This is a genomic window from Serratia sp. CY40230 (assembly GCF_052168835.1).
Classification (GTDB): Bacteria; Pseudomonadota; Gammaproteobacteria; order Enterobacterales; family Enterobacteriaceae; genus Serratia; species Serratia nematodiphila.
The window spans coordinates 347,602-359,683 of sequence record NZ_JBJNLX010000005.1 but is presented as its reverse complement, the minus strand read 5'-3'; the positions used below and the strand labels follow the sequence as shown (position 1 = coordinate 359,683).

12 protein-coding genes are annotated in these 12,082 nt (G+C 60.4%); 7 read left to right on the top strand and 5 right to left on the bottom strand.

Annotation, left to right across the window (positions count from 1 at the left end; genetic code table 11):
- Positions 1–2 precede the first annotated feature (2 nt).
- From puuC to puuD, 3 genes are read right to left on the bottom strand one after another with little or no spacing between them, the layout of a single operon-like run.
- Positions 3–1,499 (bottom strand): aldehyde dehydrogenase PuuC, encoded by a 1,497-nt coding sequence (gene puuC, locus ACJ8IJ_RS19055; RefSeq protein ID WP_442518454.1) that lies wholly within the window; start codon positions 1,497–1,499, stop codon positions 3–5.
- A 15-nt stretch (positions 1,500–1,514) separates the two neighbouring features.
- Positions 1,515–2,072, bottom strand: coding sequence for an HTH-type transcriptional regulator PuuR (gene puuR / locus ACJ8IJ_RS19050; protein WP_015377636.1), 558 nt, complete (start codon positions 2,070–2,072; stop codon positions 1,515–1,517).
- Entirely contained in the window at positions 2,069–2,830 is a 762-nt protein-coding gene (gene puuD / locus ACJ8IJ_RS19045) for a gamma-glutamyl-gamma-aminobutyrate hydrolase (RefSeq protein WP_044031398.1), read from the bottom strand. Before puuD ends, puuR begins: the two co-directional genes overlap by 4 nt.
- Before the next feature lie 219 nt (positions 2,831–3,049).
- Here puuD and ACJ8IJ_RS19040 point away from each other — a divergent pair, with 219 nt between their 5' ends.
- From ACJ8IJ_RS19040 to ACJ8IJ_RS19020, 5 genes are all read left to right on the top strand, one after another.
- On the top strand, positions 3,050–4,468 hold the full coding sequence (locus ACJ8IJ_RS19040) for a glutamine synthetase family protein (protein WP_015377637.1): 1,419 nt from the start codon (positions 3,050–3,052) through the stop codon (positions 4,466–4,468).
- A 308-nt stretch (positions 4,469–4,776) separates the two neighbouring features.
- Complete coding sequence (locus tag ACJ8IJ_RS19035; protein ID WP_015377638.1) at positions 4,777–6,147, top strand: APC family permease; 1,371 nt, start codon at positions 4,777–4,779, stop codon at positions 6,145–6,147.
- 91 nt (positions 6,148–6,238) lie between these two features.
- Positions 6,239–7,132: an aromatic amino acid DMT transporter YddG gene (yddG, locus tag ACJ8IJ_RS19030; RefSeq protein ID WP_048323071.1), complete on the top strand. Its 894-nt coding sequence runs from the start codon at positions 6,239–6,241 to the stop codon at positions 7,130–7,132.
- A 73-nt stretch (positions 7,133–7,205) separates the two neighbouring features.
- Positions 7,206–7,478, top strand: coding sequence for a hypothetical protein (locus ACJ8IJ_RS19025; protein WP_004941292.1), 273 nt, complete (start codon positions 7,206–7,208; stop codon positions 7,476–7,478).
- A gap of 362 nt (positions 7,479–7,840) precedes the next feature.
- Positions 7,841–8,722, top strand: a complete 882-nt coding sequence (locus tag ACJ8IJ_RS19020) for a nucleoside-specific channel-forming protein Tsx (RefSeq protein WP_004941293.1) — start codon at positions 7,841–7,843, stop codon at positions 8,720–8,722.
- Positions 8,723–8,776: 54 nt separating this feature from the next.
- On the opposite strand, the gene ACJ8IJ_RS19015 is transcribed toward ACJ8IJ_RS19020, so the two are convergent.
- Positions 8,777–8,956, bottom strand: coding sequence for a hypothetical protein (locus tag ACJ8IJ_RS19015; RefSeq protein ID WP_031300509.1), 180 nt, complete (start codon positions 8,954–8,956; stop codon positions 8,777–8,779).
- A 442-nt stretch (positions 8,957–9,398) separates the two neighbouring features.
- Between ACJ8IJ_RS19015 and ACJ8IJ_RS19010 the strand changes: the two genes are divergently transcribed.
- Together ACJ8IJ_RS19010 and ACJ8IJ_RS19005 are read left to right on the top strand one after the other, a co-directional pair.
- Entirely contained in the window at positions 9,399–9,893 is a 495-nt protein-coding gene (locus ACJ8IJ_RS19010) for an anti-virulence regulator CigR family protein (protein WP_103085645.1), read from the top strand.
- Between the two features lie 114 nt (positions 9,894–10,007).
- A complete protein-coding gene (locus tag ACJ8IJ_RS19005) occupies positions 10,008–10,538 on the top strand; it encodes a chorismate mutase (RefSeq protein WP_442518453.1) in 531 nt (176 codons plus the stop codon).
- A gap of 3 nt (positions 10,539–10,541) precedes the next feature.
- On the opposite strand, the gene ACJ8IJ_RS19000 is transcribed toward ACJ8IJ_RS19005, so the two are convergent.
- A complete protein-coding gene (locus tag ACJ8IJ_RS19000) occupies positions 10,542–12,077 on the bottom strand; it encodes a serine hydrolase domain-containing protein (protein WP_015377642.1) in 1,536 nt (511 codons plus the stop codon).
- Between the last annotated feature and the right edge of the window lie 5 nt (positions 12,078–12,082).

The window sequence follows — 12,082 nt, the reverse complement described above, 5'->3', positions numbered from 1 at the left end:
CCTTATTCCAGCGAGATCCAGGTGGTTTTCAATTCGGTGAATTTGTCCAGCGCGTGCAGCGATTTGTCGCGGCCGTTGCCGCTCTGCTTATAGCCGCCGAACGGCACGGTCATGTCACCGTCGTTGTAGTTGTTGACGAACACCGTGCCGGCTTTCAGCTGGCGCGCCATGCGGTGCGCGCGCGCCAGATCGCGGGTCCAGACCGCGGCGCCGAGGCCGTAGTCGCTGTCGTTGGCCAGCTGCAGCGCCTGTTGCTCGTCGTCGAAGGCGGTCACCGCCAACACCGGGCCGAAGATTTCATCGCGCGCCACGCTCATGACATTGTCCACCTGGGTGAGGATGGTCGGCCCCAGATAGCCGGCGTGGTCGCCCTGTGGATGGTCGCGCCCGTCGAGGAACAGTGCGGCGCCTTGGCTCAGCCCCCGCTCGATATAGCCGGCCACTTTCTCGCAGTGGCCGCTGTCGATCAGCGTGCCCATCACCGTGGCGGGATCGAGCGGGTCGCCGGGGATGAAGGCCGCCGCATGTTTGCGCAGCGCCTGCAGGAACGCTTGCTCAATGCTCGCTTCGACCAGCAGGCGAGTGCCGGCGATGCACACCTGCCCCTGATTATAGAAGATGCCGGCGGCGGCGCTGCGGGCGGCCTGATCCAGATCCGGGCAGTCGGCAAAGACGATGTTGGCGCTCTTGCCGCCGGCCTCCAGCCAGACGCGTTTCATGTTCGATTCGCCGGCGTAAATCATCAGCTGTTTCGCCACCAGGGTGGAGCCGGTAAAGGTGAGGGCATCGACGTCGCGGTGCAGCGCCAGCGCCTTGCCGGCGTCGTGGCCATAGCCGGGCACCACGTTCAGCACGCCGTCCGGCAACCCGGCCTGTTGCGCCAGTTTGCCGAGCAGGATGGCGCTCAGCGGCGATTTTTCGGAGGGTTTGAGCACCACGCTGTTGCCGGCGGCCAGCGCCGGGCCGAGTTTCCAGCAGGCCAGCAGCAGCGGGAAGTTCCAGGGCACGATGGCGCCGACCACGCCGATCGGTTCGCGCTCGATCAGCGCCAGCGCATCGCGGCCGGTGGGGGCGATTTCGCCGTACACCTTATCGATCGCTTCGGCGTACCAGCGGATGCAGCGGATAGCGCCCGGCACGTCGTCGCGCAGGCTGTGGCGAATCGGTTTGCCGGTGTCCAGCGTTTCCAGCAGCGCCAGCTCTTCGTGATGCTGCTCCATCAGATCGGCGAAGCGCAGCAGCGTGGCTTTGCGTTGCGCCGGCGCGGCCTGCGCCCAGTCGCCGCGTTCAAAGGCGGCGCGCGCCGCGCTGACCGCCCGATCGATGTCGGCGGCTTCACCGCGCGCGACCTGCGCCAGCTCACGGCGGCCGGCGGGATCTTCCACGGCGAAACGCTTCCCCGCGGCGGCCGGTTGGTAGCGGCCGTCGATAAACAGCTGGTGCTCAATCTTCAGGGTCTGCGCCCGTTGTTGCCAATACTGCAAATGGTGAAAGTTCATGCCTGGCTCCGTTGATCAGAATGTCGTCGGCGTATGGGCGCTGATAATCCGGCAAATGCGCGCCGACGTGTTGCTGAAGCTGTGGGGAATGCCGGTATTGATGGCGTAGCTCTGCCCGGCCAGCAGGTGATAGCTCTGGCCGTTGACCTGCAGCACCACTTCGCCCTCCAGCAGCGTGCCGATCTCTTCCCCTTGGTGTTTGATGCGCTCGCCGGTGGTGGTGCCCGGTTCGTAGGTCTCGATCATCATTGCCAGCGTGCGGTTCGGATCGCCGTTGTGGATCAGCTTCATCGAAACGCCCTGGCTGCCGATTTCGATCAGATCGTCACTGCCTATCACGATCTGCGGCTGCGCCGGTTTTTCCGGCTCGGCGAAAAACGCCGACAGCGACAGACCGTATACCGTCAGCAGCTTTTGCAGCGTGCTGATGGCCGGGCTGACCTTATCTTGCTCGATAGTACTGATGGCGCTGTGGGTTAACCCAGACAGTTCGGCGACCCGGCGCTGCGACAACCCCAATTGTTGACGGATCTGCGACAGACGTTTTCCCGGTGCCAAGCTGACGTCGCTCATGGGCGTTTTTCCTTTTGATAGTTCCGACAGGCGGTGATGAAACCATCAAACAACAGGCGCGACAGGGCGTACTCGTCGCTGTTCCACTCCGGGTGCCACTGCACGCCGAGCGCGAAGGGCTGATCGCGCACGCTGATCGCCTCCACTAGCCCGTCGGCGGCGTGCGCCTCGACGCGAACGCTCGCGCCCAGAGTTTTGGCGCCCTGGCCGTGCAGCGAGTTCACCCAGAATCTGTTGCAATCCGGTATCAGTTGCGAAAGCAGCCCCCCTTCCTGAACGATGACTTCATGGGCGGGGGCGTATTGCTGTTCCAGCGGCAGGTCGTGATCTTCACGATGCTCCAGCAGCTCGGGCAGTTCGTACAGGCGGCGATGCAGGGTGCCTTGGGTGGCGACCACCATCTCCTGCATGCCGCGGCAAATGGCGAAAAGGGGAATGCGCCTGTCGAACGCCTGGCGGAGCAGCGCCAGGCTCAACGCGTCTCGGCCAGGATCGGCGTCAGGCTCATCGCCGTTTTCACCATAAAGGTGCGGCTGCACATTACTGGGGCTGCCCGGCAGCAAAATGCCGTCGAGGCGCGGCAACAGTTCCGCCAGCATTTCCGGCTCCGCCAGCGCGTGCGGCAGGGCGATCGGCAAGCCGCCGGCGGTGATAACGGCATTCAGGTACTTTTCTTGCAAGGTCTGTGTGAGGTGCCCGTTTAACCTATACCTGCACATGACGACGCCGATGACTGGTCTGTTAAATATATTGTCCATGTTATCCCCTTGGTACGTTCGAAATTATGAACGATAAGCTTCTCCACCGCCGATTTCGTTCAATATTCTATAAATCTAGCAGTCGATTGGGCAATATTCAAACCAAAAGTAACACTTGCAAAACAAATTTGTTTCATCTACGTTTCATTTGTGGGCATTATATTGAACAAGACGGTCAATAAACATCGACGACAGCAAAACACAAACGGCGGGTGAACCATGCAGACCAACATCGTAGAAGTGGAAAACTTTGTTCAGCACAGTGAAGAGAGACGAAGTAGCGCGTTCCAGCGCGAAGTGAAGAAGTACCTGGAACGTTATCCGTTAACCCAACATGTCGACGTCCTGTTGACCGATCTGAACGGCAGCTTCCGCGGTAAACGCATCCCGGTCGGCGGTCTGAATAAGCTGGAAAAAGGCTGTTACTTCCCGGCGTCGGTATTTGCGATGGATATTCTCGGCAACGTGGTGGAAGAAGCCGGGCTGGGGCAGGAGCTGGGCGAGCCGGATCACGTGTGCGTTCCGGTACCGGGCACGCTGACGCCGTCGGCGGCGGATCCGCAATATATCGCGCAGGTGCTGCTCACCATGCTGGATGAAGATGGCACTCCCTTTGACGTTGAACCGCGCAATGTGCTGAACCGAGTGTGGCAGCGTTTGCGTCAGCGCGGGCTCTCCCCCGTGGTAGCGGTAGAGTTGGAGTTCTATCTCATCGATCGTCAACGCGATGCGGAAGGCTATCTGCAGCCGCCGTGCGCGCCGGGCACCCAGGAGCGCAACACCCAAAGCCAGGTGTACTCCGTCGATAACCTGAACCATTTCGCCGATGTGCTGAGCGAAATCGACGAGCTGGCCCGTTTGCAGGGCATTCCGGCGGACGGCGCGGTGGCGGAAGCGTCGCCGGGGCAGTTCGAAGTCAACCTGCACCATACCGATGATGTGCTGCAGGCCTGCGACCATGCGCTGGCGCTGAAACGGTTGGTGCGCATGGTAGCCGAGAACCACAACATGCAGGCCACCTTTATGGCCAAGCCGTATGAGGAGCACGCCGGCAGCGGCATGCACGTGCACATCAGCATGCTGAATGCGCAAGGCGACAACGTGTTCGCCGATGACGACGGCGAAGATTCGGCGCTGCTGAAACAGGCGCTGGCGGGCATGATCGCCCTGATGCCGTCCTCGATGGCGCTGCTGGCGCCGAACGTCAACGCCTATCGCCGTTTCCAGCCCGGCATGTATGTGCCGACCCAGGCTTCCTGGGGGCATAACAACCGCACCGTGGCGCTGCGCATTCCCTGCGGCGATCGCGACAACCACCGCGTGGAGTATCGCGTGGCGGGCGCCGACGCCAACCCTTATCTGGTGATGGCGACCATTCTGGCCGGCATCGTCTACGGCCTGGAAACCGCATTGCCGCTGCCTGAGCCGGTGACCGGCAACGGGCTGGAGCAGGACGGGCTGCCGTTCCCAATCCGCCAGAGCGACGCGCTGTACGAGTTTGAGCATCAGCCGGTGCTCAATGCATTGCTGGGCGAACGCTTCAGCCATGTCTACCTGGCCTGCAAAACCGACGAGCTGGTGCAGTTCGAGCGCCTGATCACCGAAACCGAAATCGAGTGGATGCTGAAAAACGCCTGATCCCGCTCACCTAACGACTACCGCGCGCGTCCGGCGCATTTCATCGGCTCTCCTGTGGCCGGTGAGGCTGCGCGCTGCGGTACAGAATTTCTTCTATCACGGCGTACAGGACGCCGACGAGGAAATAACCATGACTCAGTCATCCCCATGCGCAGGCGTCTGCCTGTGCCGCAGTGCCTACGGGCCGGTCGCCGGCCGTCCGACAGTGACCCCAAACCGTTTTTCCCGCCGCCTGAACAGCAGTTTCCCCGCGGCCTCTCTGAATGACGTTGCACGGTTGACAGCAGAGGACCAAAAGGGGAACTGCCATGACGACTAAAGCCATCGACAGCGGCCCGGCGGGCAAACCGCAGCTGCGCAAATCCCTCAAGCTGTGGCAGGTGGTGATGATGGGCCTGGCCTATCTGACCCCGATGACAGTGTTCGACACCTTCGGCATTGTCTCCGGCCTCACCGACGGCCATGTGCCGACCTCCTATTTGCTGGCGCTGGCCGGCGTGTTGTTCACCGCCATCAGCTACGGCAAACTGGTGCGCCAGTTTCCTACCGCCGGCTCTGCCTACACCTATGCGCAGAAGGCGATCAACCCGCACGTCGGTTTTCTGGTGGGGTGGTCGTCGCTGCTGGATTATCTGTTCCTGCCGATGATCAACACGCTGCTGGCGAAGATTTACCTGACCGCGCTGTTCCCGGAAGTGCCGCCCTGGGTGTGGGTGGTGGGCTTCGTTATCCTGATCACCGCCATCAACCTGAAAAGCGTCAATCTGGTGGCCAACTTCAATACCCTGTTCGTGCTGGCACAGGTGGCGATCATTCTGGTATTTATCTACCTGGTGGTGCGCGGCCTGCACAACGGCGAGGGGATGGGCACGGTGTGGAGCCTGCGGCCGTTCCTCAGCGAGAATGCCCACCTGCTGCCGATCATTACCGGCGCGACTATCCTGTGCTTCTCGTTCCTCGGTTTTGACGCGGTCACCACGCTGTGCGAGGAGACGCCCGACGCCGCCAAGGTTATCCCGCGCGCCATCTTCCTGACTGCGCTGTACGGCGGGGTGATCTTTATTAGCGTTTCGTTCTTTATCCAGCTGTTTTTCCCGACCATTCAACGCTTTCACCAACCCGACGCCGCGCTGCCGGAGATCGCGCTGTACGTCGGCGGCAAGCTGTTCCAGTCGATCTTCCTGTGCGTGACCTTTATCAACACGTTGGCTTCCGGCCTGGCGTCGCACGCCAGCGTGTCGCGCCTGCTGTATGTGATGGGGCGTGACAACGTGTTCCCGGAGAAATTCTTCGGCTATATCCACCCCAAATGGCGCACGCCGGCGCTGAACGTACTGATGGTCGGGCTGGTGGCGTTGTCGGCGCTGTCGTTCGATCTGGTGACCGCTACGGCGCTGATCAACTTTGGCGCGCTGGTGGCCTTTACCTTCGTTAACCTGTCGGTGATCAGCCACTTCTTTATTCGCGAAGGGCGCAACAAAAGCTGGAAGGATCGCTTCAACTTCCTGTTCCTGCCGCTGGTGGGGGCGTTGACGGTGGGGGTGCTGTGGCTGAACCTGGAGAAGAGCTCGCTGACCATGGGGCTTATCTGGGCGACGCTGGGCTTCGGTTACTTGGCCTGGCTGACCCGACGTTTTCGTCAGCCGCCGCCGCAGTTGGAGCGGCAACCGCAGCAATAAATTCACAGGCGGGAGTTTCCCGCCTTTCTTTTTGGCGCGTGCGGCAGTAGAGTGAAAAACCTGATAAAAAATAACCTATTGGACCTGCCTTATGCCCGCTTTGCCCTTGCGTACCCGCGCCACGCTGCTCGGTTTGTTGGCTATCGTGCTGTGGAGCAGCGTCGTCGGCCTGATCCGCAGCGTCAGCGAAGGGCTGGGGCCGATCGGCGGCGCGGCGATGATCTACAGCGTCAGCGCGGTGTTTTTGCTGGTGGCGCTCGGCGTGCCGAAATGGCGCAGCTTTCCGCGGCCTTATCTCATCGTCGGTAGCCTGCTGTTCGTCAGTTACGAGATCTGCCTGTCGCTGTCGCTCGGCTACGCCAATACCCGCCTGCAGGCGATAGAAGTGGGCATGATCAACTACCTGTGGCCCTGTTTCACCGTGCTGATGGCGTTGGCGCTTAACGGCCAAAGAGCGAAATGGTGGCTGCTGCCGGGGCTGCTGCTGTCGCTGTTCGGCATCGGTTGGATCATGAGTGGCGAGGGCGGCTGGTCGCCGGCGCAGATGCTGGCCAACGTGCGCAGCAACCCGCTCAGCTACGCGCTGGCCTTCAGCGGCGCGGTGATCTGGGCGCTGTATTGCAACCTGACCAAGAAGATCGCCCAGGGCAGCAACGGCGTGGTGCTGTTCATCGTGCTGACCGCGCTGGCGCTGTGGCTGAAGTATGCCTTCAGCGCGGAAAGCGGCATGCAGTTCAGCCTCGGCGTGACCGTAACGCTGCTGTGCGCCGGGGTGGCTATGGGGGCGGGGTATGCCGCCTGGAACGTCGGCATCTTGCACGGCAACATGACGCTGCTGGCCACCGTCTCCTATTTTACCCCGGTGCTGTCGGCGGTGTTCGCCGCGTTGGTGTTGCACACCTCGCTGACCGTCAATTTCTGGCAGGGCGTGGCGATGGTCACTCTCGGTTCGCTGATCTGTTGGCGGGCAACTCGCGGAAATTAACGGAAATTATCCGCTGTCGTCGCAATGTTGAACTAGAATTTAACTAGCCATGTTGCCTGAAGGAACGACGACGATGAGAAGCGACATTCAATTTATTCAACAGCCTGAAATCGACGTGCATCACTATGAGCGCGGCGATACCGTTCGCCTGACCACGGCGAATTTGCGACATGAATATCAGCTCGACGTTTATATTTTGCGTCGCGACGACAAGCTGATTTACGGCTCGGTCGTCGCGGCGGCGCCCAAGACCGATATTCCGGTCGCCAGTTGGGAGGTGAAAAACGGTGAAGAGGTGGCGTTCCGCCAGGAAAACATCGCCAAAGCGGTGCCGGCGGTGAACTGATTTCACGTTCCGTACTTTCTCCTGATGCTGATGAAGGCCGGCGCTGGCGCGTCGGCTTTTTCTTTTCCAGGGCGTGATGACGCCCTGATGTCATTTGGCTCAAAAACTGCGCTAAAAAACGCGGTGCATGACAAAAATCACAGCGAATGTGAATTTGCATGAAACATAATTTGACAAATGTGAACGCAATCGATTACCTATTCGCGAAATGCGTAACTGGATCACAGATTCTTACAGTCAGTGGTTTCTATAATGCGCGCGTCATCCGAGTTTCTGTGTGAAGACAACGCCAGGTGTCGGCAGACTCATTGTCATCTTTTCTAAACGGGCAGGAAATGGCCCTTTAAGCATGTGGTAATAAAATGAAAAAAATAGCTCTCGCAGCAGGTGTACTGCTCGCAGCGTCTTACAGTGCATCATCAATGGCTGATAGCAAAGACAGTCAATATGTCTCCGACTGGTGGCACCAGAGCGTTAACGTGGTGGGCAGCTACCACACCCGCTTCGGGCCGCAATTGAACAACGACGTGTATCTCGAATACGAAGCCTTCGCCAAGAAAGACTGGTTCGATTTCTACGGCTACGTTGACGTGCCGAAATTCTTCGGCGTAGGCAATACCCCGGATCGCGGCATCTGGGACAAAGGCTCCCCACTGTTTATGGAGATTGAACCACGTTTCTCCATCGACAAACTGACCGGCACCGATCTGAGCTTCGGTCCGTTCAAAGAGTGGTACTTCGCCAACAACTACATCTATGATCTGGGCCACAACGCCGACGGCCGTCAAAACACCTGGTACATGGGTCTGGGCACCGATATCGACACCGGTCTGCCGATGAGCCTGTCGATGAACATCTATGCCAAATACCAGTGGGAAAACTACCAGGCCGCCAACGAGAACAGCTGGGACGGTTATCGCTTCAAGGTGAAATACTTCGTGCCGCTGACCCAGGTGTGGGGCGGCAACCTGAGCTACATCGGCTTCACCAACTTCGACTTCGGCTCCGATCTGGGCAAGGACAGCCATTGGGTTGACGGCACCGGCAAACAGGTGCGCACCAGCAACTCTATCGCCTCCAGCCACATTTTGGCGCTGAACTACGATCACTGGCACTATTCTTTCGTGGCGCGTTATTTCCATAACGGCGGCCAGTGGCAGGATGGCGCGGATATCGGCACCCCGCAGGGCCCGATCAAGTCTACCGGTTGGGGTTATTACCTCGTGGTCGGCTATAACTTCTGATTTTCCGTGCTATCAGAAACAGAAAACCCCGCCTGGCGGGGTTTTTTTTCGTCATCACTGGGCTTGTTCAACCGGGAGATGCTTCACCGGCATAAACAGTCTGCCTTTGATCACGTGACATTCATTATTTATCCAACTAATGATTTGTTCACGGCTGACGCCTTCCGACTGCGCGTACTGATGAAGATCGCCGTTAAAGTGCCGAGTGATGTATTCCATGAGGGTCATTTGCACGTCTTTTGCTCCTGAACGCCCACCCGTTGCCAGCCTGGCCACCGCGGGAGGTTGAGGTTTCTCAGACAGCGAATGTAAATTATCGGCAACGAAATCTCAACATAAAGCACCAGATTGGGGCGACAGCGGCGGGAAAAAGAATCCCGCACGGAGAGGCGGGAAATGTTCGCTATTATCATTATGGATGATAAGAATAAGATTTGAGGTGCGACGAAAAAGAGCACGCTAACTCTTTTTTGTTACCTTCCCACGCTAGCGTAAGGCTTATTTTTCTTCAAGAAAAATCTGAGACAAGCATCGGCATTTTCGAGGCATTTTGCGTTAAAACAAGAGAGTGGCGCGAATGCCGTAAAACCGCACTGTCATCTCGGAGTTTTCCTTATACTTTGTCTGGAAAAGGCCAGCTATAGTCAACAGAGTCACCCACGCAGGAATACACAACATGAACAAACGTCGTACGACTCTCACGGTGTTGGCGCTGATTGCATCGCTGGGGTTGTCATCCGCCCCGGCCTTGGCCGACAAAGGCGGCAATGGTAACGGCAACGGGAACGGCCATGGCAACAGCGGCAATCACGGTAACCATGGCAACAACGGTAACAACGGCAATCACGGCAACAAAGGCAATAAAGATAAAGGCGGCTATAGGAACGACGATAATCTGGTATCAGTCAGCCTCTCGCGCGACCGCGCCCGTTCGCTGGCGCACAACTATGGCCTGACCGGCTACAGCTCGCTGCCACCGGGCATCGCCAAAAATCTGGCGCGCGGTAAACCGCTGCCGCCGGGCATCGCCAAAAAAGTGGTGCCTTACTCGATGCTGCGTGAGTTGCCGCAGTACCCGGGTTATGAGTGGCGTATCGCCGGCGACGATCTGGTGCTGGTCGCACTCAGCACCGCGATTGTGGCCTCCGTGATCAATGGCGTTTTCGACTAACGTTTGTCGAGCGTTATCGGGCCTCGCTGCGGCGGGGCCTTTTTATTTGCCAGCGCGGGGCGGACGTGGTGAACTTTGGGCCTTACGTTTTCACTGCATCATAAGGGAGGCGCCATGTTCAGGGCGTTATTGATAGCCTGCTGTTTGACCAGTTTTCCCGTGTTGGCGGGCGGCGCCGCCGCCATCGGCGAGCTGGTGAACCAACGGCTGTCGTTGATGAAAGACGTGGCCGGTTACAAGGCGCAGCAGCATTTGCCGATCGAAGATCTGGCGCAGGAGGCAAAGGTGTTGGCCAGCGCGCAGGCGGAGGCGCGGCGTTTGGGGCTGGAGCCGGCGTCGGTACGGCCTTTTATCGCCGCGCAGATGGACGCCGCCAAGGCGATTCAGTACCGCTATCGCGCCGACTGGTTGGCGAACCCGGAAAGCGATTGGCAGCCGCGCCCGTTGGCGCAGGTGCGCCCGCAGATCGCGCAACTGAGCAGCCAGATATTGCAACGGTTGGCGGAACGGCTGCGTGCCGGCCCGCTCGACGAGGCGGATCGGGCGGCGTTTATGGCGTCGGTGGATCAGGTGAATCTCAGCGACGCCGACAAACGGCGGCTGGCGGATGCGCTGCTGGCGGTCAAAACCGGCAGCGCACGCTGAGCGTCAGTCGCGGCCGACGGTGCTGCGGCGGAAGGTCAGCATCCGGCTGCGGTTGGCGATGAGATCCACGTTGTAACCGCGGAAATAGAGGCAAAAGCGTTTTAACCACGGGCCGTCCTGGCACTCCACCAGCATGCGGCCCTGGCCGAGCGGGCTGAGCGTGCCGGTCTGCGCCGCCGGGCCGACGCCGATATGCACCCGATTGCCGCGAATTTCAAAGGCGGTGCGATAGTGCGGGTGATACCACAGCCCCTGCACATGCTTCAGGCAGTCGCCGTTGGCCGTGACCGGCAGGAAACGGCGCGCCACATGCCCGACTTCGCCCTCGATCGCTTCACCGGTCCATTTCAATTTGATCGGCATATGGGCGGACAGCGACACCGCGTACCCATCCTCGCCCTGATACAGCGGCTCACCGCTGCCTAGATAGGCCAGATTGCCGTCTTTGACCTCCAGCCAGTGCGGCTCCGCCAGGGTGGCGTAGAGGCCGTCGGGGATCGCGGCGCTGCGCTGCGGCAACGGTTCGCCCAGCAGCGTCGCCATCACCTGTAAGACCATGCCGAAGCTGTCGCAGTCTTCGCGGTTGGCCACCAGCGCGACGCCGGCCTGACGGTCGGGCGCCAGCAGGAAATAGGTTTTGTAACCGGCGTGGGAACCGCCGTGGCCGAGTAAGCGGCGGCGGCCCAGCGGGGTTTGCGCCAGACCCAGGCCATAGGCGCTGAGCTGGCCCTGATTAAGGCGGCGCGGTGCGCCGAGTTGCGCCAGCACGCCTTGGCCGGGGCCCTCGTCGGCCAGCAGCGTCTGCAGCCAGCGGGTGAGGGCGTTGAGGCTGCCGGTCAGGCTGCCGGAGGCGGAAAGGTGCAGGCCGGCGCTGGCGTGTTGCCAGCCCTGCGGCGCACGCCAGTAACCCGGCACCAACCCCGGCACCACGTCGAACCAGCTTTCCGGCGCTCGCATCTGCACCTGCAGCGGCCGGGCGATGTGCTGTTGCACCAGTTGGTCGAAATCATACCCTTTGCTGCGCAGCGCGGCCTCCAGCAGCCGATAGCCGGTATTGCTGTAGGCGATCTCGCTGCCGGCTTCGTAGTTCAATTTCTCCAGCCCCTCGACGAACTGCATCACCGGCTGCGCCTCGCTGACGGCGTGCAGCGAGATGCCCAGCAGGCCGAGCGTCTCGCGCACGTCGGGCAGGCCGCCGGTCATGTCCAGCGCCTGGCCGACGGTAACGTCCGCCAACGCGGGCTGCAGGGCGGGGAGCAGTTCACCCAGGCGTTGCTCCAGCCGAATGGCGCGCTCGGTGGCGTTCAGCGCCAGCGCGGCGAAGATATGCTTGGTCACTGAGGCATAACGCACCACGCTGTCGGCGGTGAAGGGGGTGTTCTGCGCCAGATCGGCCAGGCCGGCGCAGGCGGTGGCGCGGCGTTGTTGGGCGTCAAACAGGGTGATGGCGCCGCCGGGTTCGCCATGCCGTTGCCAGCCGGCCAGCAGTTGTTCGGCCAAGGCGCCGGCAGCGCGCCAGTTTAACGGTGTTACAGACATAGGGC

Excerpts from the sequence above, each read along its gene's own strand:
- puuD (WP_044031398.1), bottom strand. The coding sequence starts at position 2,830 with ATGGACAATATATTTAACAGACCAGTCATCGGCGTCGTCATGTGCAGG.
- yddG (WP_048323071.1), top strand. The coding sequence starts at position 6,239 with ATGCCCGCTTTGCCCTTGCGTACCCGCGCCACGCTGCTCGGTTTGTTG.
- puuR (WP_015377636.1), bottom strand. The coding sequence starts at position 2,072 with ATGAGCGACGTCAGCTTGGCACCGGGAAAACGTCTGTCGCAGATCCGT.
- puuC (WP_442518454.1), bottom strand. The coding sequence starts at position 1,499 with ATGAACTTTCACCATTTGCAGTATTGGCAACAACGGGCGCAGACCCTG.
- ACJ8IJ_RS19005 (WP_442518453.1), top strand. The coding sequence starts at position 10,008 with ATGTTCAGGGCGTTATTGATAGCCTGCTGTTTGACCAGTTTTCCCGTG.
- ACJ8IJ_RS19025 (WP_004941292.1), top strand. The coding sequence starts at position 7,206 with ATGAGAAGCGACATTCAATTTATTCAACAGCCTGAAATCGACGTGCAT.
- ACJ8IJ_RS19035 (WP_015377638.1), top strand. The coding sequence starts at position 4,777 with ATGACGACTAAAGCCATCGACAGCGGCCCGGCGGGCAAACCGCAGCTG.
- ACJ8IJ_RS19000 (WP_015377642.1), bottom strand. The coding sequence starts at position 12,077 with ATGTCTGTAACACCGTTAAACTGGCGCGCTGCCGGCGCCTTGGCCGAA.
- ACJ8IJ_RS19010 (WP_103085645.1), top strand. The coding sequence starts at position 9,399 with ATGAACAAACGTCGTACGACTCTCACGGTGTTGGCGCTGATTGCATCG.
- ACJ8IJ_RS19020 (WP_004941293.1), top strand. The coding sequence starts at position 7,841 with ATGAAAAAAATAGCTCTCGCAGCAGGTGTACTGCTCGCAGCGTCTTAC.
- ACJ8IJ_RS19040 (WP_015377637.1), top strand. The coding sequence starts at position 3,050 with ATGCAGACCAACATCGTAGAAGTGGAAAACTTTGTTCAGCACAGTGAA.